The organism is Leeuwenhoekiella obamensis (genome assembly GCF_055391795.1).
On the sequence record NZ_AP029251.1, the window covers coordinates 2341125 to 2363963 of the forward strand.

Annotated in this window: 21 protein-coding genes; 15 read left to right on the forward strand and 6 right to left on the reverse strand. The window is 39.3% G+C overall.

Going from position 1 to position 22839, the window contains the following annotated elements:
* Nucleotides 1-62 precede the first annotated feature (62 nt).
* The 3 genes from ACZ5L8_RS10375 to ACZ5L8_RS10385 are packed head-to-tail and all read left to right on the forward strand — an operon-like array spanning nt 63 to nt 2710.
* Nucleotides 63-1166 carry a fatty acid desaturase family protein gene (locus ACZ5L8_RS10375; protein ID WP_464437241.1) on the forward strand — a complete coding sequence of 368 codons (1104 nt, stop codon included), beginning with the start codon at nt 63-65 and terminating at the stop codon, nt 1164-1166.
* Between the two features lie 15 nt (nt 1167-1181).
* Nucleotides 1182-2381, forward strand: coding sequence for a pyridoxal phosphate-dependent aminotransferase (locus tag ACZ5L8_RS10380; protein WP_464437243.1), 1200 nt, complete (start codon nt 1182-1184; stop codon nt 2379-2381).
* A gap of 11 nt (nt 2382-2392) precedes the next feature.
* Nucleotides 2393-2710, forward strand: a complete 318-nt coding sequence (locus ACZ5L8_RS10385) for a cupin domain-containing protein (RefSeq protein ID WP_464437244.1) — start codon at nt 2393-2395, stop codon at nt 2708-2710.
* Nucleotides 2711-2761: 51 nt separating this feature from the next.
* Here the strand turns inward: ACZ5L8_RS10385 and ACZ5L8_RS10390 are convergent, their stop codons facing one another.
* From ACZ5L8_RS10390 to trkA, 4 genes are all read right to left on the reverse strand, one after another.
* A complete protein-coding gene (locus ACZ5L8_RS10390; RefSeq protein ID WP_464437246.1) occupies nt 2762-3319 on the reverse strand; it encodes a fasciclin domain-containing protein in 558 nt (185 codons plus the stop codon).
* A gap of 110 nt (nt 3320-3429) precedes the next feature.
* Nucleotides 3430-4398, reverse strand: a complete 969-nt coding sequence (locus ACZ5L8_RS10395; protein ID WP_464437247.1) for a YpdA family putative bacillithiol disulfide reductase — start codon at nt 4396-4398, stop codon at nt 3430-3432.
* 39 nt (nt 4399-4437) lie between these two features.
* Nucleotides 4438-5937 carry a TrkH family potassium uptake protein gene (locus ACZ5L8_RS10400; protein ID WP_464437249.1) on the reverse strand — a complete coding sequence of 500 codons (1500 nt, stop codon included), beginning with the start codon at nt 5935-5937 and terminating at the stop codon, nt 4438-4440.
* Nucleotides 5938-5948: 11 nt separating this feature from the next.
* Nucleotides 5949-7295, reverse strand: coding sequence for a Trk system potassium transporter TrkA (trkA, locus tag ACZ5L8_RS10405; protein ID WP_462597388.1), 1347 nt, complete (start codon nt 7293-7295; stop codon nt 5949-5951).
* A gap of 129 nt (nt 7296-7424) precedes the next feature.
* Here trkA and ubiE point away from each other — a divergent pair, with 129 nt between their 5' ends.
* A complete protein-coding gene (ubiE, locus tag ACZ5L8_RS10410) occupies nt 7425-8153 on the forward strand; it encodes a bifunctional demethylmenaquinone methyltransferase/2-methoxy-6-polyprenyl-1,4-benzoquinol methylase UbiE (protein ID WP_462597387.1) in 729 nt (242 codons plus the stop codon).
* 4 nt (nt 8154-8157) lie between these two features.
* A complete protein-coding gene (gene porT, locus ACZ5L8_RS10415) occupies nt 8158-8883 on the forward strand; it encodes a type IX secretion/gliding motility protein PorT/SprT (protein WP_464437252.1) in 726 nt (241 codons plus the stop codon).
* A gap of 23 nt (nt 8884-8906) precedes the next feature.
* Here porT and ACZ5L8_RS10420 read toward each other — a convergent pair whose 3' ends face one another.
* Nucleotides 8907-9629 (reverse strand): TrmH family RNA methyltransferase, encoded by a 723-nt coding sequence (locus ACZ5L8_RS10420; RefSeq protein WP_464437253.1) that lies wholly within the window; start codon nt 9627-9629, stop codon nt 8907-8909.
* A 40-nt stretch (nt 9630-9669) separates the two neighbouring features.
* Between ACZ5L8_RS10420 and tamL the strand changes: the two genes are divergently transcribed.
* From tamL to rpe, 10 genes are all read left to right on the forward strand, one after another.
* A complete protein-coding gene (gene tamL, locus ACZ5L8_RS10425; RefSeq protein WP_464437255.1) occupies nt 9670-12234 on the forward strand; it encodes a translocation and assembly module lipoprotein TamL in 2565 nt (854 codons plus the stop codon).
* 71 nt (nt 12235-12305) lie between these two features.
* On the forward strand, nt 12306-13373 hold the full coding sequence (gene fbaA / locus ACZ5L8_RS10430) for a class II fructose-bisphosphate aldolase (RefSeq protein WP_464437257.1): 1068 nt from the start codon (nt 12306-12308) through the stop codon (nt 13371-13373).
* 33 nt (nt 13374-13406) lie between these two features.
* Nucleotides 13407-14264: an acetyl-CoA carboxylase, carboxyltransferase subunit beta gene (gene accD, locus ACZ5L8_RS10435; RefSeq protein WP_462597382.1), complete on the forward strand. Its 858-nt coding sequence runs from the start codon at nt 13407-13409 to the stop codon at nt 14262-14264.
* Nucleotides 14265-14365: 101 nt separating this feature from the next.
* Nucleotides 14366-14635, forward strand: a complete 270-nt coding sequence (gene rpsO / locus ACZ5L8_RS10440) for a 30S ribosomal protein S15 (RefSeq protein WP_462597381.1) — start codon at nt 14366-14368, stop codon at nt 14633-14635.
* Between the two features lie 194 nt (nt 14636-14829).
* The gene (locus ACZ5L8_RS10445) at nt 14830-17076 is read left to right on the forward strand and encodes a polyribonucleotide nucleotidyltransferase (protein WP_464437259.1); all 2247 of its coding nucleotides are present in this window, start codon (nt 14830-14832) and stop codon (nt 17074-17076) included.
* Nucleotides 17077-17351: 275 nt separating this feature from the next.
* Nucleotides 17352-18158 (forward strand): pyrroline-5-carboxylate reductase, encoded by an 807-nt coding sequence (proC, locus tag ACZ5L8_RS10450; RefSeq protein WP_464437261.1) that lies wholly within the window; start codon nt 17352-17354, stop codon nt 18156-18158.
* Entirely contained in the window at nt 18155-18937 is a 783-nt protein-coding gene (gene proB / locus ACZ5L8_RS10455; protein WP_464437263.1) for a glutamate 5-kinase, read from the forward strand. Before proC ends, proB begins: the two co-directional genes overlap by 4 nt.
* An 8-nt stretch (nt 18938-18945) precedes the next feature.
* The gene (locus tag ACZ5L8_RS10460; RefSeq protein ID WP_464437265.1) at nt 18946-20145 is read left to right on the forward strand and encodes a glutamate-5-semialdehyde dehydrogenase; all 1200 of its coding nucleotides are present in this window, start codon (nt 18946-18948) and stop codon (nt 20143-20145) included.
* Between the two features lie 173 nt (nt 20146-20318).
* A complete protein-coding gene (locus ACZ5L8_RS10465) occupies nt 20319-21182 on the forward strand; it encodes a sigma-70 family RNA polymerase sigma factor (RefSeq protein WP_462597376.1) in 864 nt (287 codons plus the stop codon).
* A 231-nt stretch (nt 21183-21413) separates the two neighbouring features.
* A complete protein-coding gene (gene rpe, locus ACZ5L8_RS10470; protein WP_464437268.1) occupies nt 21414-22073 on the forward strand; it encodes a ribulose-phosphate 3-epimerase in 660 nt (219 codons plus the stop codon).
* Nucleotides 22074-22117: 44 nt separating this feature from the next.
* On the opposite strand, the gene ACZ5L8_RS10475 is transcribed toward rpe, so the two are convergent.
* Complete coding sequence (locus tag ACZ5L8_RS10475; protein ID WP_464437270.1) at nt 22118-22822, reverse strand: Bax inhibitor-1/YccA family protein; 705 nt, start codon at nt 22820-22822, stop codon at nt 22118-22120.
* Between the last annotated feature and the right edge of the window lie 17 nt (nt 22823-22839).

Consider the following 22839-nt stretch of genomic DNA (forward strand, 5'->3'; position numbering starts at 1 on the left):
TAGAATAGTATTTTTGGACCAATTTGTGCACCAACTTAAATGCACATAAATTTTTTGAAAGAATGAATCCCAATACAATACGTTTTTCTAGAACGGACTCTGCAAAGTTCTTTAGAACCCTTAATAAACGAGTTAACACCTACTTTAAAGAAAATAACATTGAAAGAACAGGAAACTGGCAACTGTATGTAAAAACAGCAGTTATGTTCAGTCTTTTTCTTGCTCCATATTTTGTTTTACTTACTTTAGATCTTCCTACTTGGGCTCAGGTTCTACTTACCATTTTAATGGGTGTAGGTATGGCTGGCGTAGGTATGAACGTGATGCATGATGGTAATCATGGTTCTTACTCAAAGAAAAAATGGGTAAACAAGATCATGGGTGGAAGTATTTATATCCTTGCGGGAAATGTTTACAACTGGCAAGTACAACACAACGTTTTACACCATACGTACACCAACATTCACGGGCATGACGAAGATCTTGAAGCTGGTAGAATCTTAAGATTCTCTAGACATAGTGAGTGGAGATGGTATCACCGTTTTCAACATTATTACTCTGTATTGCTTTATGGATTGCTAACATTTAACTGGGCGATCACTACAGATTTTAAGCAAATGAGAAATTACCTAAAGCGTGAGCTTAGTTATGGTAAATTCCCTAATCCAAGAGTTGAGTGGACTAAACTCGTGATCACAAAACTGATCTATGTAACTGTTTGGATCGTGCTTCCTATTCTTATTATGGATATCGCATGGTGGAAGATCCTTTTAGGTTTCTTTTTTATGCATTACACAGCTGGATTGATCCTAAGTGTGATTTTTCAATTGGCTCACGTTATGGGAGAGGCAGATATGCCATTACCTGATGATAGCGGCAGCATGAAGAATACTTGGGCGATTCATCAGCTTTTCACCACAGTGAATTTCTCAACTAAAAATAGAATTGTAAACTGGTTTACTGGTGGATTAAATCACCAAGTAGAACATCATATGTTCCCACACTTAAGCCATATACACTATACAAAAATCTCTAAGATCGTTAAGCAAACTGCGGCAGAATGCAACCTACCGTACAACGAGTACAAAACGACTCGTGCTGCGATCTTAGCACACTTTAAATATCTAAAAGAAATGGGCATGCGCCCTGCATTGCAAACCGTATAACCTTTATTGTTTTCTATGGAAACAACCACCAACCAATTATCTGACAGAATCAACAATTTAGCCACCTCAGCAACTTTAGCAATGGCTGCTAAAGCTCGCGAACTTAGAGGTGAAGGTAAAGATGTAATAGGTCTTAGTCTTGGAGAACCAGACTTCAACACACCAGATTATATTAAACAAGCAGCAATAGATGCTGTAAACGAAAACTACAATTCATATACTCCGGTAGATGGTTATGCTGAGCTTAAACAAGCTATCATCACCAAGTTTGAAAGAGACAACAATCTTTCTTACGAACCAAGTCAAATTGTAGTGAGCACTGGTGCTAAACAAGCACTTTATAATGTTGCTCAAGTTTGCATCAACCCTGGCGACGAAGTTATTTTACCTTGCCCTTACTGGGTAAGTTATAGCGACATCGTTAAGCTTGCCGAAGGTGTGCCTGTAGAAGTCATGACCACTATTGAGGACGATTTTAAAATGACTCCAGAGCAATTGCGTGCTGCAATTACTCCAAAAACAAAAATGCTTTGGTATAGTTCACCATGTAACCCTAGTGGATCTATCTACAGCAAAGAAGAACTTCGTGCACTTGCTGATGTTCTTAAAGATTACCCACAGATCGTTGTTGTAAGTGATGAAATTTACGAGCATATAAACTACGTAGGTGGACACGCGAGCATGGCTCAATTTGAAGACATGTATGATCGCACAGTTACAGTAAACGGAGTTGCAAAAGCATTTGCAATGACAGGATGGAGAATCGGGTACATTGGTGCTCCTTCTTATATCGCTAGAGCTTGCAATAAAATACAAGGGCAGGTAACAAGTGGTGCAAACTGTATCGCACAGCGCGCTACGATCACCGCATTAATGTCTCCTGTAAGCAAGATTCAATATATGGTTGACGAGTTTAAAGAGCGTCGTTCATTGATTCTTGATCTTTTACAAGACATCCCAGGTTTTGAATGTAACGAGCCAGAAGGTGCTTTTTATGTTTTCCCTAATATCTCTTACTATTTTGGAAAAACCTTAAAGGGAAAAGAAATCAAAAACGCTTCAGATTTCTCAATGTTCCTTCTTGAGGAAGCTAACGTTGCAACTGTAACTGGTGATGCTTTTGGCGGTCCTAACTGCATAAGAATTTCTTATGCAGCAAGTCAAGAGCAGATCAAAGAAGCGCTTAAGCGAATCAAAGAAGCTGTAGCTGCGTAATTTTCATGTAAATGAAATACAACTTAAAAGATATAAACGCTCGTGAGGTCTTTCCTGGATTTCACGGGCGTTTTATACATACAGAGCAATCTACACTTGCGTTTTGGGAGATCGATGAGAATGCTGTGATCCCAGAGCATAATCACTTTCATGAGCAGGTGATGCAAGTCTATGAAGGAGAATTTGAACTTCAACTGGATGGCGAAACGCATATTTTAAAACCAGGTGATGTCTTAGTCATTCCGCCAAACGCACCGCACGGCGGCAAAGCATTAACTGCTTGCAAAGTGCTAGACACATTTACTCCGGTAAGAGAAGAATACAAATAAAAAAATCAGCCTCACAGCTGATTTTTTTTATTTTCTATTTTATGTTTTTGGCTATAGCGAAAGCGGTTGCACCACGGTATCGATCACGTGAATCACACCGTTAGACTGATTTACATCTGCAATGGTAATTGTCGCCATTGTACCTTCCAGATTTTTGATCATGATCGCATCACCAGCCATTACCGCCCAAAGCTTTTCTCCTTGTGCTGTTGTGAATTCGGCTGAACCTCCACCTTTTTTAATCGCACTTTTAATATCTGCCGCACTGTATTTACCAGGCACCACATGATAAGTAAGAATAGCAGCTAGTTTTGATTTGTTTTCTGGCTTAAGAAGTTCTTCTACGGTGCCCATAGGTAATTTTTCAAAAGCTCTGTTTGTGGGTGCAAAAACAGTAAAAGGTCCGCTACCTTGTAATGTTTCTACCAAGCCAGCAGCTTTTACGGCCGCCACAAGTGTAGTGTGATCCTTAGAATTCACAGCGTTTGAAACGATATCTTTAGACGGATACATCTCTGCGCCTCCTACCATTTTTGTTTCTTGTGCAACTGCAGTACTAGCCACAGCGATAATTGCAAAAATGCAAAGGATAGTTTTTAACTTTTTCATAGTTGTATTGATTTTTATTACAACTACATAGCGCAAAAAGCAGTGCTTTAGTTTGCTACAAATACCTTTTTGGCAATACTTTAACGAAGTAGATTTTCTTTGGCGAAAGCCTAAAGATCATTTTTAAGATGCTCAATGATCATCTCTGCATGCACGCGGGTGTTCTCTATAAAAAGTTTACTGGTCTGCATCCCGGCATTGATCACACCTGCGACGTAAACATTTTTAAGCGGAGTCTCTAAAGTCTCAGGATCATGCGCTAGCAATTTATTTTTATCTTCCTCGATCACGAGTCCCAGTTTATTGAAAAGTGCATAATTAGGCGTATATCCTATCATCGCAAGCACAAAATCATTCTCGATCTCAATGTCACCTTCAGGAGTTTCTAAAATCACTGTATGCGGCTTGATCTCTTTTACCACGGTATTAAAATGTGCAGTGATCGCGCCTTCTTTAATGCGATTCTCGATGTTAGGACGAATCCAATATTTCACCTTAGGGTAAATGGCGTCTTCCCGAATCGCCATGGTAACCTCTGCGCCTTTATAATATGTTTCGAGAGCTACGTCACAAGCAGAATTTGCCGCGCCCACTACAAGAATCTTTTGCCCCACATAAGGGTGCGGACTGTCATAAAAGTGCTTCACTTTTGGTAAACCCTCACCAAGAACATTGAGTTTACGAGCTGTATCATAAAAACCAGTACTCACGATCACAGCTTTGCTTTTAAAGTTTCCTCTATTGGTTTTCACCAAATATCCTCCGCCATCTTCTGGCTTCATCTCGAGAACTTCTGTATACAGCTTAATGTTGAGATCCCAACTTTCATAAACTCTGCGGTAATACTCTAGCGCCTCTTTTCTAGTAGGTTTGTCTGTGTGAGACACAAAAGGCACATCACCTATCTCAAGCAAATTAGATGTTGAAAAGAATGTCATCTGCTCGGGGAAATTGTAAATACTATTTACCAGCACACCTTTTTCAATTATAAGATGATCTATTCCTGCTTTTTTTGCTTCAATGGCGCATGCAAGACCTATGGGGCCGGCACCAATGATGATAAGTTCGTGGTTTTCCAAGTTGTGAGATTTTGGCGTAAGCCCAAAATTACAATACACCTAGCGATTGCGCCAAAAAAACGGCGTTAAGAGAATCAAAACAGTGAAGAGTTCTAATCTACCTATGAGCATTAAAAACGAGCACCACCACTTCCCGATGTCTGGCAAAGAATCGTAATTATTCACCGGACCAAGGTCGCCAAATGCAGGCCCAACGTTACCTAAGGACGAGGCCGCACCACCCAATGCAGTAGGAAAATCTAAGCCAAGCATCGCAAGACCACACGCACCAACGATCCAAGAAAGTAGATAAAGAATGAAAAATCCTAGAATATTAAATACGATATTCTGTGGGATGGCTTTGTTATTATAACGCACCGGCAAGATGGCATTAGGGTGCAAGGTTCTTTTAAACTCTAGCACACCGTTGCGAATGGTGATCAAATGTCTAACGATTTTAATACCTCCCGCCGTAGAACCTGCTGAACCTCCCAAGAACATCATCCCGAAGAAAACTACAGTTAAAAATGGCGCCCATAGTGTATAATCTGCCGAGACAAAACCGGTAGTGGTCATCACCGCAAGCACTTGAAAAAGTGCGTGTCTAATGGCACTTTCAGTCTCTCCTAGAACCATAGGATGGCTCACAGAAGATATACTCACATCTGCTTGCCACAAGATCACAATAGCCGTAACTAGCGTAAATCCTATGATAAAGGTGGAGTATAATTTAAACTCTTCATCCTCCCAGATCTCACGAATTCTACCTTTAAAAGCAAAGTAACTCAAGACAAAATTCGTCCCGGCAAGGAACATAAAAAGTATGATAATATATTGAATAAGCGGCTTATCATTCCAATAAGCGAGACTTGCATTCTTCGTACTAAACCCACCTGTAGACAGTGTACTCATCGCATGATTAACAGCGTCAAAAAACGACATTCCTGCAATCTTAAGTAAGATGGTTTCGGCAATTGTGTAGCCAAAATAAATAAGCCACAAACGCTTTGCCGTGTCTGTAATTCGCGGGTGTAATTTATCTGCGCTAGGCCCAGGAGCTTCGGCTGCAAAGAGCTGCATCCCTCCTATTCCCAGTAATGGTAATATGGCTATAGCCAAAACTATAATTCCCATACCGCCTATCCAGTGCGTGGTACTACGCCAGAACAAGATACCATTAGGAAGCGCTTCAATATCATTCACGATGGAAGAACCCGTTGTGGTATAACCACTCATTGTTTCAAAAAAGGCATCTGTGAGAGAAGGGATCGAGCCACTGAAAATATAAGGCAAACTTCCACTTAGCGACATAAATATCCACCCGAAGGTCACAACAATGTATCCTTCTTTCTTCTGAATTTCTTTTTTGTGGTCTCTAGTCAAGAACATGAGTAATGTTCCCACAAAGACAGTAAGAAGTCCCGCGCTAGAAATAGATAATGCAGAATCTACACCATCATAGATATAACCTACAATTGCGCTAAGTATCATGAAGCCACCGTTGCAAAGCAACAGCAAACCCATGAGGTGAAAAATGATCTTATAATTGAGTCTTGGCACTTAAAAAGTAATTAAGCAAACATACGCTCTACCTTGTTGATAGATCTCAACAAGCAGCATACTACAATTCTATCGCCCACTTCTATTCTATAATCTCCTAGAGCGATAATTCCTTTTCCGTTTCTTACTACACCACCTATCGTCGCAGAACGTGGAAAATCTAGATCTTTGATCTTTTTTCCTATAACTTCTGAGTTAGGCTTTGCGATAAACTCAAGAAGCTCTGCGTTCATATTATTAAGCTTTGTCATAGCAACCACATCTCCTTTTCTTATATATCTAAAGATCGTGTTTGCCGCAAGCAGTTTTTTATTAATCAAGGTATCAATACCTATACTATGGCTCAGTTGAAAATAATCCATATTCTCAACTAAGGCGATCGTTTTCTTAACGCCTTTAGATTTCGCCACAAGGCAAGACATAATATTTGTCTCGCTATTTCCTGTAACCGCGATAAAGGCATCCATATCGTAAATATTTTCTTCTTCCAGAAGCTCTACGTTACGGCCATCACCATTGATCACAAGAGTTTTTGACAATTGTTCAGCCAGTTCAACAGCTTTTTCTCTTTCTTTCTCAACCAGTTTCACATGAAAACCAGACGAAAGATCTTGCGCTGTTTTATTACCTATTTTACTTCCACCAAGGATCATCACATTTTTGATCTCCTTTTTGGCTTTACCCGTCAATTTATAGATCTCATCCACACCGCCTTTTACGGTCATAAAATACACCTGATCGCCTTCTTTAAAAACTGTATCTCCACGCGGGATCAGCGTGTATTGCGTACCCATGCGCTGCACCGCAATAGGCATAAAGTGTAATTCTGGAAAAATTCTCGCTGCTTCTTTCACGCTTTTACCCACAAAGGAAGCCGTACGCGTTAGCGAAGTTCCCACCATGGTCAACGCCCCATTTTCAAACTCATAACTATCGTTAAAAGCACTTTGATTAAGGAGAAGTTCAATTTCGGCGGCAGCCAAACTCTCTGGAGAAATAAGCTCATCTATACCAAATTCTTTAAAACCTGCTACAGATTGATTTTCTATAAACTCTGTGTTAGAAATTCTTGCAATGGTACGCTTAGCGCCCATTTGCTTTGCGAGCACACATACAGTGATATTGGTAGTCTCGCTAGAAGTTACAGCAATAATAAGATCTGCCTGATCTATACGTGCATCCTTTAAAATAGCGATAGACGTAGCATCACCACGTATCGTTCTAATGTCAAGATGCGTATCTGCATAGACCGTATTTGTCTTATCTACATCAATTAAAGTTATGTCCTGGGATTCAAAGGAGAGCAGTTTTGCAAGATGAAAACCTACTTCTCCCGCACCAGCAATGACTATCTTCATACAGGCAGGTCAAGTAAAAAATCAATGCAAATATACATGATTAGATGACAATGCATCAGATTTGTAAGCTTCTATTGCATACGCCTCAATATGGCGCAACAAGTAGTATATTTGCGGCAAATTCTGCAGATGAAAAAAAGTGTAAACCCCTACAAAGATTCTAAACAGTCAAAAAGGGAACAGGTAGAACAGATGTTTGACAACATCTCAAATGAATATGATGGTCTAAACCGCGTAATCTCCTTTGGTATAGATATTAAATGGAGAAAAAAAGTTGTTAAGCTTGTCAGCGAAAAGAACCCACAAACAGTTCTTGACATCGCAACAGGTACCGGCGACCTTGCCATTGCACTTGCAAACACAGGCGCAAAAAAGATCATAGGCGTAGATATTTCTAACGGAATGCTAAGCGTAGGAAGAAAGAAGATCACAGCAGCAAATCTTGACACCGTCATAGAAATGCAGCAAGCAGACTCTGAAGCGCTTCCTTATGAAGACAATTACTTTGATGCGATTACCGTAGGCTTCGGGATACGTAATTTTGAAAACCTAGAAAAAGGCCTTTCTGAGATCCTGCGTGTGCTTAAACCTGATGGGATCTTTGTAATCCTTGAAACTTCTGTTCCTACAAAAACACCTTTTAAACAGGGTTACAACTTATATAGCAAGTTCATCCTTCCAGGAATAGGTAAGATCTTTAGCAAAGACAAAAATGCTTATGCGTATTTAAGCGAGAGCGCTTCAATTTTCCCTTACGGCGAAGAACTGAACAATATTTTGAAGAAAATAGGGTTTACATCTGTGCAAGACTTGCCACAAACCATGGGTGTAGCTACCATTTACACAGCTTCAAAATAATTATATGAAAAAGATTTTATTTTTTCTTGCCATCGCAGCGATTAGCCACAGCACGCAATCACAGATATTCGCAAGAGAAAAACTTACAAATCTTGAAAATTTTGACAAGCAGCGCTGGACGTGGGGATATTACTTTGGTCTTAATGAATATGACTTTAAATTCAATTATGACGAGACTAAAGTTAATGACGTTTACACCGGCAAAACCTTAGGTTTTAATGTAGGCCTTGTAGGCGATCTTAGACTTAACGATTACCTTAATCTTCGTCTAGAACCTGGCCTTTACTATAACACCCGCAATCTTACATTTCCTAATCAAATAGGCGATGCCACATTTCCTGCAGATGCAAGCGAAGCCGACTTTGAACGTGAAATAAAAAGCACATACATTCATATACCATTGCTTTTAAAGGTCTCGACAAAGCGACTTAACAACATAAAACCATTTGTAGTGGGCGGTTTTAGTTATTCGCACAACTTATCGAGTAACGAGAAAAATCCTGATGATAACTACGCCGGTCAATTTAGGATGAAAACCGGAACGTTATATTACGAAGTTGGTTTTGGGGTAGACATGTATCTCTTCTTTTTCAAATTCACGCCTAGCATTCGCGGAGTTTTCGCACTTACTGATGAACTTGTGCGCGACGAAGACCCTAACAGTCCATACACCAGCAACATTGACAAAATGATGTCTCGTGGTGTTTTCTTGAATTTTACGTTTCAATAATTTTTTGGCTTAAAGCCAAAAAACTACCCGCGTCTTTTAAACTCACTCAGCAAGATCGCAGTCGCCGAAGCCACATTGAGACTTTCAGTTTTTTCACTGAATCTTGGAATACTGATCTTTTGATCGATCAAACTTTCAATTTCTGAAGAAATACCGTTTGCTTCGTTACCCATTACAAGAATGGCTTCTGTTTCTAGATCGTGATCATAAACATTCTCACCTTCCATAAAAGCGCCATACTTTGTTGCTGTGGCATTTTTTAAGTAATCGTCAATTTTGGCGTAAGCCAGATCAACACGCGCCAGCGAACCCATTGTTGCTTGAACCACCTTAGGATTGTAACAATCTACCGTTTGCTCGCTGCAGATCAATTGTTTTACCCCAAACCAGTCGCAAAGTCTAATGATCGTGCCCAGATTACCGGGATCGCGCACATCGTCAAGCACCACCTTTAAACCGGGTTTTTGCGCAACTTCCCCCTGCGGAATGTAAAAAACCGCAATAGCCTCTGGCGCGGTTTTAAGAAAAGTAATCTTCTGCAATTGCGCCTTGTCTTCGATCTGTTTTTGAGAAGCGTCAACTTCATTAAAATATCCATCTAAAGTAAACAGGCTATGCAATTTGTAGCCGCCAGCAATAAACTCTTCAATACCTTTAAGCCCTTCAACCACAAAAAGTCCGTGGCGGTTTCTGTACTTTTTCTGACCCAGGCTCGTTATTAATTTTATTTGGCTTTTGCTAACCATGCTTATTGTGTATTTTTGAAGTCATTTTGAGGTAAACCAGTTGCTACAACGCTTTCCAAAAATAATACTATTCATTCTTCTTACGGTAGCAATCACTGGTTGTAATGCCGTAAAAAGAGTTCCTGACGGTAAATTTCTACTTACCAAGAACAATATTATGGTTAATGGCGAGGAAGAAAACAGTAGCCGTATTAACGACATACCTTATCTTGAACCTAACACAAGATTACCGCTTTTAAACTTACCGGTAAGACTTTATGTGTACAACTGGGCAAGACCTAACATTGATAGTATTCTTAATGCAAAATTTATTGAGAATGACTCGCGCAGAGAATTTCTTACCGCGTTGCTTTCGCGAAAGCAACTCAACAACTATCTAGATTACCGCCGCAACCTTAATCGTACTATTAGAAACACAGGCGAACCACCAGCGATAATAAATGGTGACCTAGTGCAGCGCAGTGCAGATAGACTTAACGATTATTATCATAGTAAAGGCTGGTTTAATGTTGAAACTAGCTTTGATGTAAAAAGAGATAGTTCTTCAAAAAAAGGTGAAGTAACATATAATGTAAAAACGGGAAATCCATACATGATAGACTCGTTAAAAACATTTATCAGATCACCACAAGTTGATAGCATTTACAACAAATACAAAAACGAGTCTAAACTCGTAAACGGCAATCAATACGAACTGCTAGATATAAATGCCGAAACGACGAGGCTTACTTCACTATTTAGAAACAAAGGTGTTTTTTATTTTGATAGAGATTACATCAGTTTTATTGGCGATAGCGTACAAACAGGCAACAAAGTAAATCTTGAGCTCTACATTAAAAATAGAGAGATCGAGGTGAGCGACACGCTTTATGAAGAGAATCTAAAAGTACACCACATCAGCAAGATCAATGTGTATACAGATTATAGCTACGCCGCACGAAATGATGCTCGAAAAGATTCGGTAAGCCTGAATAATTATAATATTTATGCCTTTGATGAGATAGATTACAAACCTAAATATCTCACCGATGCAATTTTCATCGAGCCGGGCGATCTGTATAGCGATGATGCTAGGAACAAATCTTTAGTACGCTTAAGCCAGCTTAGAACCTTTAGATACCCTGATCTACGTTTTGGCGAAGACCCAGACGATCCTGACGGCACAGATCTTATCGCAAACTTTTATCTCACGCCGCTACCTCGATTTAACTTGAGAGCAAACTTTGATGTTTCTACTTCTAACATTCAGAAGTTTGGGATAGGCGGTAGTGGTTCTTTGCTTGTGCGAAATTTATTCGGCGGTCTTGAAACGCTACAAATTAGTGGTCGTGGAAGCATTGGTAATTCTTATGACGCGGGTAACGATACTGCATTTTTTGACATCACAGAACTAGGAGCAGATATCAGCCTGAACATGCCAAGGATATTTTTCCCTATTCGCACAGGAGGATTCATCCTTCCAGAAATGTCACCTCAAACTTCGTTTAATGTAGGTTTTGGTACACAGCAAAATATTGGTCTTGATAAGCAGCAGATCACCGGCGGAATTAATTATAGATGGTCACCTTCAAATAATCTGAATTTTAGGTTTGATCTTTTTGACATACAATACATCCGCAATTTAAATGTGGACAATTATTTTAATGTTTACCGAAACAGCTACGAGAATCTTAACGACATTGCGCTAGACAATCTTGATTCTTCAAGTCCATTTTTTAATACAGATAGCAACGGCAATCCTGCTTTGATCATTCCTGACGGGACCATGGGTTTCATCAATGCAGTGCAAAATGGAAGCATCGCATTAGAGAACAATGAATTCAGACAAGTAAGAAGTATTGAAGAAAGAAGACAGCGACTTACTGATGACAATTTAATTCTGGCTTCATCTTTTACCTATTACAAAAACACCAGAAGCGGACTCTTTGATAATGAGTTCACTAGTTTTCGCGCCAAGCTAGAAATAGCAGGAAACACATTAAGACTGCTAAGTGACATTGCAAACCTTGAGCAAGATAGAAACGGAGATTCTAAAATTCTGGGGGTTACGTTCTCTCAATATGTAAAACCAGAACTTGAGTTTATAAAACATTGGGACCTGGGCAATGAGAATATTTTAGCGATCAGAGCATTTGGTGGTATCGCAATACCTTATGGAAACTCAAATAACATCCCTTTTATTAGAAGTTATTTTGCCGGTGGATCTAATGACAACAGAGCATGGCAAGCCTATCGCTTAGGACCAGGAAGAACAAATAGCCCTAATGATTTTAATGAAGCGAATATGAAACTCGCTTTTAATATTGAGCAAAGGTTTCAATTGTTTGGTGATCTTAAAGGAGCATTATTTGCGGATGTTGGTAACATTTGGAATGCGCTTGACAACGTGGACGATGAGAATGCGAGATTTAGCGGCTTTAACAGTCTTAGAGATATCGCCGTGGGATCGGGTTTCGGGTTGCGTTATGATTTTAGCTTTTTTGTGCTAAGATTTGATACAGGTTTTAAAACATATAATCCCGCTTTACCTGAGGGAGCTAGATGGTTTAAGCAATATAATTTCACAAAAGCGGTGTTTAACGTAGGTATCAACTATCCTTTCTAGATAATTTACACATTAAAAGGATAATAATTTCTTAATTTTACGCCCTCACTTAAAATTTAAAAAGACAAAAAATGGGTCATAATATTAAACCAGGAGTTGCTACTGGAAGACAAGTACAGGAAATATTTAAGCACGCAAAAGAAAATGGTTACGCCATTCCTGCGGTAAACGTAATAGGTTCTACAACAGTAAACGCTGTTATAGAAACTGCAGCAAAGCTTAACAGCCCTGTGATCATTCAATTTTCTAACGGTGGCGCACAGTTTAATGCTGGTAAAGGTTTGTCTAACGAAGGTCAAAAAGCTGCTATCTTAGGTGGTATCGCTGGGGCTAAGCACGTTCACGAACTTGCAAAAGCATACGGCGCAACAGTAATCCTTCACACAGACCACTGTGCTAAGAAACTTTTACCTTGGATCGACGGTCTATTAGACGCAAGTGAAGAATATTACAAAATTCACGGTCACTCACTTTATAGCTCTCACATGATCGATCTTAGTGAAGAGCCTCTAGAAGAGAACATCGCTATCTGCAAAGAATACCTTAAGCGTATGAGCAAGATGGATATGACACTAGAGATCGAGCTAGGTATTACAGGAGGTGAAGAAGACGGTGTTGACAATACAGATGTAGATGATTCTAAATTATACACTCAGCCAGAAGAAGTAGCTTATGCTTATGAGCAACTTAAAGAGGTAAGTGATCAATTTACTATCGCTGCAGCATTTGGTAACGTACACGGTGTATATAAACCAGGTAATGTTAAGCTTACGCCAAAAATCCTTAGAAACTCACAAGACTACGTAACTAAGAATTATGGTGTAGGCGAAAATGAAATAGACTTCGTTTTCCACGGAGGAAGCGGATCTACCGTAGAAGAAATTCGCGAAGCGATAGGATACGGTGTTATAAAAATGAATATCGATACAGATCTTCAATGGGCTTACGCAGAAGGTGTACGTATGTACATGGATGAAAATGCAGACTTCCTTCAAGCGCAAATAGGTAACTCTACTAGCCCAGATTCCCCTAACAAGAAGTATTATGATCCTCGCGTATGGTTACGCAAAGGAGAAGATAACTTTAGCAAAAGGCTTACAAAAGCTTTTGAAGATCTAAATAATGTAAATACACTTTAAGCATAAGCTTAAGGTTGAATCATACCCTAATTTATGGCTTGGTTTAAGCGTAAGGAAAAAGGCATACAAACTGCCACCGAAAACAAAAAAGATGTTCCTAAAGGGCTTTGGTATAAATCCCCAACAGGAAAAATCATTGATGCAGAAGAATTAGAGCGCAATTTTTATGTAAGTCCAGAAGACGACTATCATGTGCGCATAGGAAGTAAGGAGTATTTTGACATTCTTTTTGACGAAGGTAAATTCAAAGAACTGGACAAAAACCTAAGCTCTAAAGACCCATTAAACTTTGAGGACAACAAGAAATATGTTGATCGCCTTAAAGAAGCAGAGGATAAAACAGGACTTAAGGATGCCGTTCGTACAGCAGTAGGAAAAAGTATGGGCAAAGATCTTGTGATCGCCGCTATGGATTTTAAATTCATCGGTGGATCTATGGGATCAGTTGTAGGTGAGAAGATCGCCCGTGCTGCAGACTACTCTTTAAAGAACGATGTACCACTTATGATAATTTCAAAATCTGGTGGCGCAAGAATGATGGAGGCTGCACTTTCATTAATGCAGCTTGCAAAAACTTCTGCAAAATTAGCACAGTTGGCTGATGCCAAAATACCTTATATCTCATTATGTACAGATCCTACAACAGGTGGTACAACAGCATCATTTGCGATGCTAGGAGATATAAATATTGCTGAACCAGGTGCGCTAATAGGTTTTGCTGGTCCTCGTGTTGTACGCGACACAACTGGTAAAGAATTACCTAAAGGTTTCCAAACATCTGAATTTCTTAAAGAACACGGATTTATGGATTTTATCGTTCATAGAAAAGAGCTTAAGAAACAAGTGAATCTATATCTAGATTTGATCAGAAACCAGCCGGTGCGTAATTAATTAAAATTCAGGTTTTGCAAAGTTATTTTTTAGAGTATCTTTGCGCCCTTAAACAGGAAAAGCCTGTTTAGTACATAAAAATCATTTAAAAGAATATTGGCATGTATTTGACTAAAGAAACAAAAGAAGAAATTTTTGAAAAACACGGAAAAGGAAAAAACGATACAGGTTCTGCTGAAGGACAGATCGCTTTGTTTACTTACCGTATCAACCACTTAACTGAGCACCTTAAGAAAAACCGTAAGGATTTTAACACTGAGCGTTCTCTAGTAATGCTAGTAGGTAAGCGTAGAGCTTTACTTGACTATCTTACTAAAAAAGACATCAACCGTTACCGTGCGATCGTTAAGGAATTAGGTTTAAGAAAATAATTCACAAAGGGGCATTTTTGCCCCTTTTGTTCTTTTACAGATTATCCTTTAACTAGGACACAAAAGCTACCCTTAGTTTTTCATTGGTTTAGGCACTACAACACACAACACAACAACACAAGCCTCAACTGATTTCAAAGAGGCATTTATTTTAACCTTTCGCACGCAAGTGTGAAAACGATGAAAAACATTATATGATTCCACAAACTTACAAAGAGGTCATTGACCTTGGCGATGGTAGAGAGATCTCTATCGAGACCGGTAAACTAGCAAAACAGGCTCATGGCTCTGTTGTAGTTCAATCTGGTAAATGTATGTTGCTTTGTACGGTAGTTTCTAACTACAAGCAAAGTGATGTTGATTTTCTTCCTTTAACAGTAGATTATCGCGAAAAATTTGCGGCAGCAGGTCGCTACCCTGGAGGCTTCTTTAAAAGAGAAGCTCGCCCTAGTGATGGTGAAGTTTTAACAATGCGTCTTGTAGACCGCGTTCTTCGCCCACTTTTCCCAAAAGATTATCACGCAGAGACTCAGGTTATGATTCAGTTAATGTCTCATGACGAGGATGTAATGCCAGATGCTATGGCAGGTCTTGCAGCTTCTGCAGCGATCCAACTTTCTGATTTTCCTTTTGAGTGCGCAATTTCTGAAGTTCGCGTAGGTCGTGTAAATGGAGAATTCATCATCAACCCATCACGCGCTCAGTTAGCCGAATCTGATATTGATATGGTAATTGGTGCTTCTGCAGATTCTGTAATGATGGTAGAAGGTGAGATGAACGAGATCTCTGAAGAAGAAATGACTGAAGCGATCAAAGCTGCACACGAAGCGATAAAAGTACAGTGCGCTGCTCAGTTGCGTTTAGCTGAAGCTTTCGGTAAAAAAGAAACTCGTGAGTACGAGCCAGAGCGTGAAGATGCAGAACTTGAGCAAAAAGTTCGTGAACTTACTTATGATAAAGTTTATGAAGTAGCAAAAGCTGGTTCATCTAAGCATGAGCGCAGTGCTGCTTTTGACGCTATCAAAGAAGAAGTAAAAGCTACTTTCTCTGAAGAGGAATTAGAAGATTTTGGAGACTTAGTTTCTAAATATTTCTACAAAGCTGAAAAAGCTGCAGTAAGAGATCTTACTTTAAATGAAGGTCTTCGTCTTGATGGTCGTAAGACTACAGACATTCGCCCTATCTGGTGTGAGACTGATTATTTGCCATCCGTACATGGTTCTTCGATCTTTACACGTGGGGAAACTCAAGCATTAGCAACGGTTACTTTAGGAACATCTAGAGAGGCAAATCAAATTGATATGCCATCTTATGAAGGTGAAGAAACATTCTATCTTCACTACAACTTCCCTCCTTTCTCAACTGGTGAAGCGCGTCCTATTCGTGGTACTTCTCGTCGTGAGGTAGGTCACGGTAACTTAGCACAACGTGCTTTAAAAGGAATGGTTCCTGCAGATTGCCCATACACTGTACGTGTTGTTTCTGAGATTTTAGAATCTAACGGTTCTTCTTCTATGGCTACCGTTTGTGCAGGTACAATGGCAATGATGGATGCTGGTGTTCAACTTAAGAAACCTGTTTCTGGTATCGCTATGGGATTGATCTCTGATGGTGAATCAGGAAAATACGCAGTTCTATCAGATATCTTAGGTGATGAAGATCACTTAGGTGATATGGACTTTAAAGTTACTGGTACTGCAGATGGTATCACTGCTTGTCAAATGGATATTAAAGTAAAAGGTCTTTCTTATGAGATTCTTGTAAATGCTTTAAAACAAGCGCGCGATGGCCGTTTACACATCCTAGACAAAATCACCGAAACTATTGCTACTCCTCGTGAAGACGTTAAAGAGTATGCTCCTAAAATGGTTACCACTCGTATCGCAAACGAATACATTGGTGCACTTATAGGACCTGGTGGTAAAGTGATCCAAGAACTTCAAAAAGAAACAGGAACTACTATCGTTATTAACGAAGACCCTGAGACTGAAGAAGGAATTGTTGAGATCCTTGGTACTGGTCAAGAAGGTATCAACGCCGTTCTTGCTAAGATTGACTCTATCACCTTCAAACCAGAAGTAGGTAGCGTTTATGAAGTAAAAGTGATCAAGCTTCTAGACTTTGGTGCTGTTGTAGAATATACTGACGCTCCAGGAAATGAAGTATTGCTTCACATTAGCGAACTAGCTTGGGAACGCACGGACAATGTTACTGATGTTGTAAATCTTGGCGATATCATCGATGTTAAATACTTCGGTATTGACTCAAGAACTAAGAAAGAGAAAGTTTCGCGCAAAGCGATCCTTCCTAAGCCAGAAGGTTACAAAGAACGTGCTCCACGTAGCGACGACAAGCGCAGTGGTAGTCGTGATGGAAACCGCGACAAACGTGGTGGAAATCGTGACAACCGCGATCGCAACCGTAATCGCAATAACGACTAAGTTATTTTTTGATATAATTCTTAAAGGCGCCCTTGTGGCGCCTTTTTTCGTTTTCTGTCATTCTTTCAGTAAAATGTGCCTTTTCGGCGAAAAGTGTCAAAACTGCAGTTTACCGTAATTTCTTTAACATTTGTTTAGCTATTTGGCTTTAAGCCAAAGAGAATAAGGCCTAACAGCGTTTATTTTTCTCAATAAGTACCTGACACAGGGTTTTTGGCAGCCTCGCACGGTCATTGCGCTTAATAGAGCGAATTATAAAAACAAAAACACACGTAATGAAAGTACTGGTATTAGGCGCTGGAAATATGGGCCTAACCTACGCAGAGGGAATGGCAGCTTCGCCATATCTCAACAAAAGAAAATTGATGCTTTTTGATGTTTCAGCCGAAAAAAGATTGAAACTTCAAGAAATGGATCAATTTGCAGTTTATGATGATATAGAAGAATGTGTGCCAGTGGCAGACATGATCTTTATAGCAGTAAAGCCATATCACGCCGAAGAGCTCTTTGGAAACATTAAAGACCTTGTGCGTGATGAACAAGTGGTCATATCACTAATGGCAGGTGTTACTATTAAAACTATTCAAGATGGTCTTGGAGTTTCTAAGGTAGTACGCACAATGCCTAACCTTCCCGCTAAAGTAGGAAAAGGAGTTACTTCATATACAGAATCTGAAGATGTAAGTCGCGTAGAACTTATTATGGTAAGAAATCTACTAGACACAACAGGAGAATCTATACACGTAGAGGATGAAAATTACATTGACAAATCTACTGGTATCTCTGGTAGCGGTCCTGCTTACATTTTCTACTTCATGCAATCTATGATGGAAGCTGCATTAAAAATGGGCTTTAGTTCAAACGATTCAAGAGTATTGGTTTCTCAAACTTTTGAAGGAGCAGTAAAATTATTTAATGAATCAGACCTTTCACCCCAGACTTGGATGGATCGTGTTGCTTCAAAAGGTGGAACAACCCAAGCTGCTCTTGACAGCATGGAAGATAATAATGTAAAAGAATTAATTAAAGAAGCTGCATACGCGGCATTTAACAGAGCAACAGAACTAGGAGAAGAATCATGAATTTTGAAAAACAAACACCCCGTGTCGTAATTAAGGTAGGTACCAACGTTATGACAAACCGGGATAATAGAATTGTTGGCCCCGTACTACAGGAACTTGTAAGACAGATCGCAGAAATTTATGAACGAGGCATTATGCCAATCTTAGTATCCTCTGGATCAGCGATTGCTGGTAAAGAGATTTTGGGTGACTGCGCACAGCAAGATCCTTCGATAAGAAGACAGATATTTTCTTCTGTAGGTCAACCTAGAATGATGAGACATTATTATAGTCTCTTCAATAATTACGGTATGCGCTGTGCGCAGGTACTTGCGACAAAACGAGATTTTGCCCCAGGTAAACACCGCGAGAACATGATTAAGTGCTACGAAGGCTTGTTAGCCGAAGGTATCATACCCATTGCAAATGAGGATGATGCTGTATCACTTACCATGTCTATGTTCTCTGATAATGATGAATTGGCAAGTCTTGTGGCAGAATTAACGCAAGCAGACACTTTGATACTGCTTACAGATACTGATGGACTTTATACTGGTCATCCAGATGATGAGGATTCAGAAAAATTAAATGAAGTTCACCCAGAAGAACCTGTAGAACAATACGTACAAGAAAGTTCTAAAGCTGAAGGTGAAGGTCGAGGCGGGATGAAAAGCAAACTTAAGATTGCTAAGGCTTCCGCCAAAAAAGACATCACAACCTATATTGCTGATGGAAAGAGGAAAAATGTCATCGTAGACATTTTAGATGGAAGAAAAATAGGAACAAAATTTCAAGCTTAAAAACAGAAATGCAAATTTTAAATAAACAGAAAAAAAATGACGTATTAGAATCTATGATCAATATCATAGACACTAAACGTGACGAAATAATTGAAGCAAATAAAAAAGATCTAGAAGCTTTTAATCGTGATGATCAAGCGCTTTATGACCGTCTGGTTGTGAACGATGCTAAGGTGGACGATATGATAAGAGCTATCAAGGAAGTTAAAGATCAAGACGATCCTGTAAATCGTGAGATCTCTAACACAACACTAGATAGCGGACTGAATATCGTAAACCGAACAGCTCCTTTTGGGACTATCATGATTATTTATGAAAGTAGACCAGATGTTACGATAGAAGCAGCGGTTTTAGCTTTTAAAGCAAATAATAAGATCTTACTTAAAGGTGGCAAAGAAGCATATCACAGTAACAAGATCCTAGTGAAATGCTGGCACGAAGCGTTAGCAGCAAATGGACTTGAAGAAGACTGGATCACAATGCTAGAACTTAATCGTGAGGAAACTCAAGAGTTTTTGAAAAATCCAGGAAGACCATTAGACCTTATCGTACCTCGTGGAGGCGAACGCCTAATTGAGTTTGTAAAACTACATGCTAAATGTGCTGTTCTTATAAGTGGCCGTGGTAATAACTTTTTATACGTTCATAAAAATGCAGACTGGAAGAAAGCCGTAGAGGTTATTGTAAATGCAAAAACTGATAAAATCTCTGGATGTAATGCTTTAGATAAAGTTCTTATCGATGAGAACATTCCAGAATTTGAGGCTAAGGTTAAGGAACTAGGAGAAGTACTTAAAAGTAAGAATGTAGATATTTTGGCTGGAGCCAAAGTAAAACCTCTTTTGGCGGAAGCCAAAGAAATACCATCTGATCAAACATGGTATGAGGAATTCTTAGCATTAAAGATCTTGATTGATACCACAACAGGTCTTGACGAAGCTGTAAATAGAATCAATAAATACAGCGGTGGCCACAGTGCTTCAATACTTACCGAAGATGAAGATGTAGCTCATGCCTTTATGGAACTTGTAGATAGTGCAGCGGTTTATCACAATGCTTCTACGCGTTTTACAGATGGCGGTCAGATGGGCGTTGGCGCAGAGCTGGCGATAAGTACAGACAAGCTACATCATAGAGGACCGTTAGGTTTGAAGCAGTTAGTAACAAACAAATATTACGTTTACGGAGACGGACACGTAAGGGTCTAAGTCTTAGTGAACTAAAAATTAAATTTTAACATTTTGCAATTAATTGATTTATAATCAATTAAAAATTATTTTCAAAATGGTTTAACCTTTCTGTAACATTTTTTGACCTGCTTACGTATAAGACTATACAGGAATCACACTGTATTATCTAATCTAATTGTTTTTGTAGTCAAATGAGACAACTCAAAATCACCAAGCAGGTCACTAACAGAGAGACCGCGTCATTGGACAAGTATCTTCAGGAAATAGGTAAAGTAGACCTTATTACTGCAGATGAAGAAGTGGAACTGGCACAGCGTATTAAAGCGGGTGACCAGCGTGCGTTAGAGAAGTTGACTAAAGCTAACCTACGCTTTGTAGTTTCGGTTGCAAAGCAATATCAAAACCAAGGGCTTACGCTTCCAGACCTTATTAATGAAGGGAACATGGGGCTTATTAAAGCTGCTCAACGTTTTGATGAAACTAGAGGTTTTAAGTTTATTTCTTATGCGGTATGGTGGATTAGACAATCTATCCTTCAAGCTTTGGCAGAGCAATCTCGTATAGTGCGTTTACCACTTAACAAGATTGGTTCTATTAATAAAATTAATAAGACCTATGCTTTTCTTGAGCAAGCAAACGAGCGTCCTCCTAGCCCTGAAGAAATCGCGAAAGAGCTAGACATGACCATCAACGACGTGAAAGAAAGCCTTAAAAACGCTGGCCGTCACGTAAGTATGGATGCTCCTCTTATTGAAGGAGAAGACAGTAACCTTTATGACGTTTTGCGTAGCGGTGAGTCACCTAATCCTGACAGAGAATTGCTACACGAGTCATTAAAGACTGAGATCGAGAGAGCTCTTGAGACATTAACTCCTCGTGAAGCAGATGTTATAAGATTGTATTTTGGTCTTGGTGATCAGCACCCTATGACTTTAGAAGAAATAGGAGAAACTTTTGATCTTACTCGTGAGCGTGTGCGCCAAATAAAAGAGAAAGCAATTCGCCGTCTTAAACACACATCACGCAGCAAAATTCTTAAGACATATTTAGGCTGATACGTTATAGCAAGGTTAAATGCGTGATTAACTAAAAAAAAATTAGTAAATTTCGCCTTAGATTTGAAAAAGAAGCATTGAGCTTTTACAATATACACAGTAACAACAGTTCATCATAACTGTTCGTTTTTTGATTGATGAATGGTCCCCGGCTGATTACCGGGGATTTTTCATTTTGGGTTAAACCCAAAATAAATTTTATCCTTTATCTTTGATAAAAACCACATTTCTATGACTAAAATTATCGCTCCTTCCCTACTCGCCGCAGACTTTGCTAATCTTCAGCGCGATATTGAGATGGTAAATAACAGTGAAGCACATTGGTTTCATATAGATGTGATGGATGGTGTTTTTGTTCCTAACATTTCTTTTGGGATGCCGGTGGTTAAGGCTATTGCTCAACACGCCAAAAAAACGTTAGACGTTCACCTGATGATAATCCAGCCAGAACGTTATATTAAAGATTTTGCAGATCTAGGTGCTGATAATCTATCAGTTCATATCGAGGCTTGCCCACATTTACACAGAACTTTGCAAGAGATTAAATCTCACGGTATGAAAGCCGGCGTTGCTTTAAATCCACATACAAACACCAGTTTACTTCAAGATGTTATCAAAGACATTGACATTATTCTTGTGATGAGCGTAAATCCAGGTTTCGGGGGGCAATCTTTTATTGATAACACTTTCGCGAAAGTGAAACAAATAAAACAAACGATCGTAGAGAGCGGTTCTTCTGCTATAATAGAGATAGATGGAGGCGTAAGCGATGCGAATGCAAAACAGCTTATTGATGCCGGTGCAGACGCCTTAGTCGCCGGAAGCTATATTTTTAAATCGGACGATCCTGAAGCGACGATCAAGAATTTAAACAAAGAGATCAACTCATAAAAAAAGGCGCTCATTGAGCGCCTTTTTTATTATCTGTATTTTTTCTAGTCTCTAGAAAGAATGCTCAAAATATACCAGAATAGTAACATTAAAGAAGCAAACAGACCTAAACCTGCAGCAACATATTGCTCTTCTTGATATTTGTGGATCATATCTGAAGTTTGATATAAAATCGAACCTGCCGCAAGGACGATCATCCCAACGCTAAACCAAAGCCCAAGATTAAATCCAAAAGCGACACCAGCGATCATAAGTCCCAGCGCGATAAAAAATCCAACTGCAACTATAGACTTTAAGAAACTAAAGTCTTTTTTAGTCAGCAAAACAATGGCAGAAAGACCCGTAAAAAGTGACAATGTCAACACAGCTGCCTGATTAAGAATCTGAAAACCGCCTTCTTCTGCAGTCATGATCGCGATGAATATTAGCGGTATAAAAATAAATGCTTCTGCAAGTACATAAAATACCAGCGCTAAGTATTGCTTAGATTTATCTGAGCTTTTTAAGGCTGTTCTCTCAGCATAATTAGTCACAAACATAAATCCACCTAGAAGTAAAAGCCACGTCCAACCATCAGTTAAAGACAAAGCAAATTCTAGCAATGGTGGAATTTGAAAATAAATAGTTTCTACCACGATAAATAATAGCACAGCTAGTGCAACGTGCATATACGTTTTGCGGTAAAATGCAACTTGTCGCTCCTGCGAAAGCGTTGAAACGGTTTCAACAGGCAGTTGAACTTCTTCCATATAATTTTAATTGATTA

What these genes read in the sequence shown, in the direction of transcription:
- ACZ5L8_RS10375 (WP_464437241.1), top strand. Translation starts at nt 63, where the DNA reads ATGAATCCCAATACAATACGTTTTTCTAGAACGGACTCTGCAAAGTTC.
- ACZ5L8_RS10380 (WP_464437243.1), top strand. Translation starts at nt 1,182, where the DNA reads ATGGAAACAACCACCAACCAATTATCTGACAGAATCAACAATTTAGCC.
- ACZ5L8_RS10385 (WP_464437244.1), top strand. Translation starts at nt 2,393, where the DNA reads ATGAAATACAACTTAAAAGATATAAACGCTCGTGAGGTCTTTCCTGGA.
- ACZ5L8_RS10390 (WP_464437246.1), bottom strand. Translation starts at nt 3,319, where the DNA reads ATGAAAAAGTTAAAAACTATCCTTTGCATTTTTGCAATTATCGCTGTG.
- trkA (WP_462597388.1), bottom strand. Translation starts at nt 7,295, where the DNA reads ATGAAGATAGTCATTGCTGGTGCGGGAGAAGTAGGTTTTCATCTTGCA.
- ubiE (WP_462597387.1), top strand. Translation starts at nt 7,425, where the DNA reads ATGAAAAAAAGTGTAAACCCCTACAAAGATTCTAAACAGTCAAAAAGG.
- porT (WP_464437252.1), top strand. Translation starts at nt 8,158, where the DNA reads ATGAAAAAGATTTTATTTTTTCTTGCCATCGCAGCGATTAGCCACAGC.
- ACZ5L8_RS10420 (WP_464437253.1), bottom strand. Translation starts at nt 9,629, where the DNA reads ATGGTTAGCAAAAGCCAAATAAAATTAATAACGAGCCTGGGTCAGAAA.
- fbaA (WP_464437257.1), top strand. Translation starts at nt 12,306, where the DNA reads ATGGGTCATAATATTAAACCAGGAGTTGCTACTGGAAGACAAGTACAG.
- accD (WP_462597382.1), top strand. Translation starts at nt 13,407, where the DNA reads ATGGCTTGGTTTAAGCGTAAGGAAAAAGGCATACAAACTGCCACCGAA.
- rpsO (WP_462597381.1), top strand. Translation starts at nt 14,366, where the DNA reads ATGTATTTGACTAAAGAAACAAAAGAAGAAATTTTTGAAAAACACGGA.
- ACZ5L8_RS10445 (WP_464437259.1), top strand. Translation starts at nt 14,830, where the DNA reads ATGATTCCACAAACTTACAAAGAGGTCATTGACCTTGGCGATGGTAGA.
- proC (WP_464437261.1), top strand. Translation starts at nt 17,352, where the DNA reads ATGAAAGTACTGGTATTAGGCGCTGGAAATATGGGCCTAACCTACGCA.
- proB (WP_464437263.1), top strand. Translation starts at nt 18,155, where the DNA reads ATGAATTTTGAAAAACAAACACCCCGTGTCGTAATTAAGGTAGGTACC.
- ACZ5L8_RS10460 (WP_464437265.1), top strand. Translation starts at nt 18,946, where the DNA reads ATGCAAATTTTAAATAAACAGAAAAAAAATGACGTATTAGAATCTATG.
- ACZ5L8_RS10465 (WP_462597376.1), top strand. Translation starts at nt 20,319, where the DNA reads ATGAGACAACTCAAAATCACCAAGCAGGTCACTAACAGAGAGACCGCG.
- rpe (WP_464437268.1), top strand. Translation starts at nt 21,414, where the DNA reads ATGACTAAAATTATCGCTCCTTCCCTACTCGCCGCAGACTTTGCTAAT.
- ACZ5L8_RS10475 (WP_464437270.1), bottom strand. Translation starts at nt 22,822, where the DNA reads ATGGAAGAAGTTCAACTGCCTGTTGAAACCGTTTCAACGCTTTCGCAG.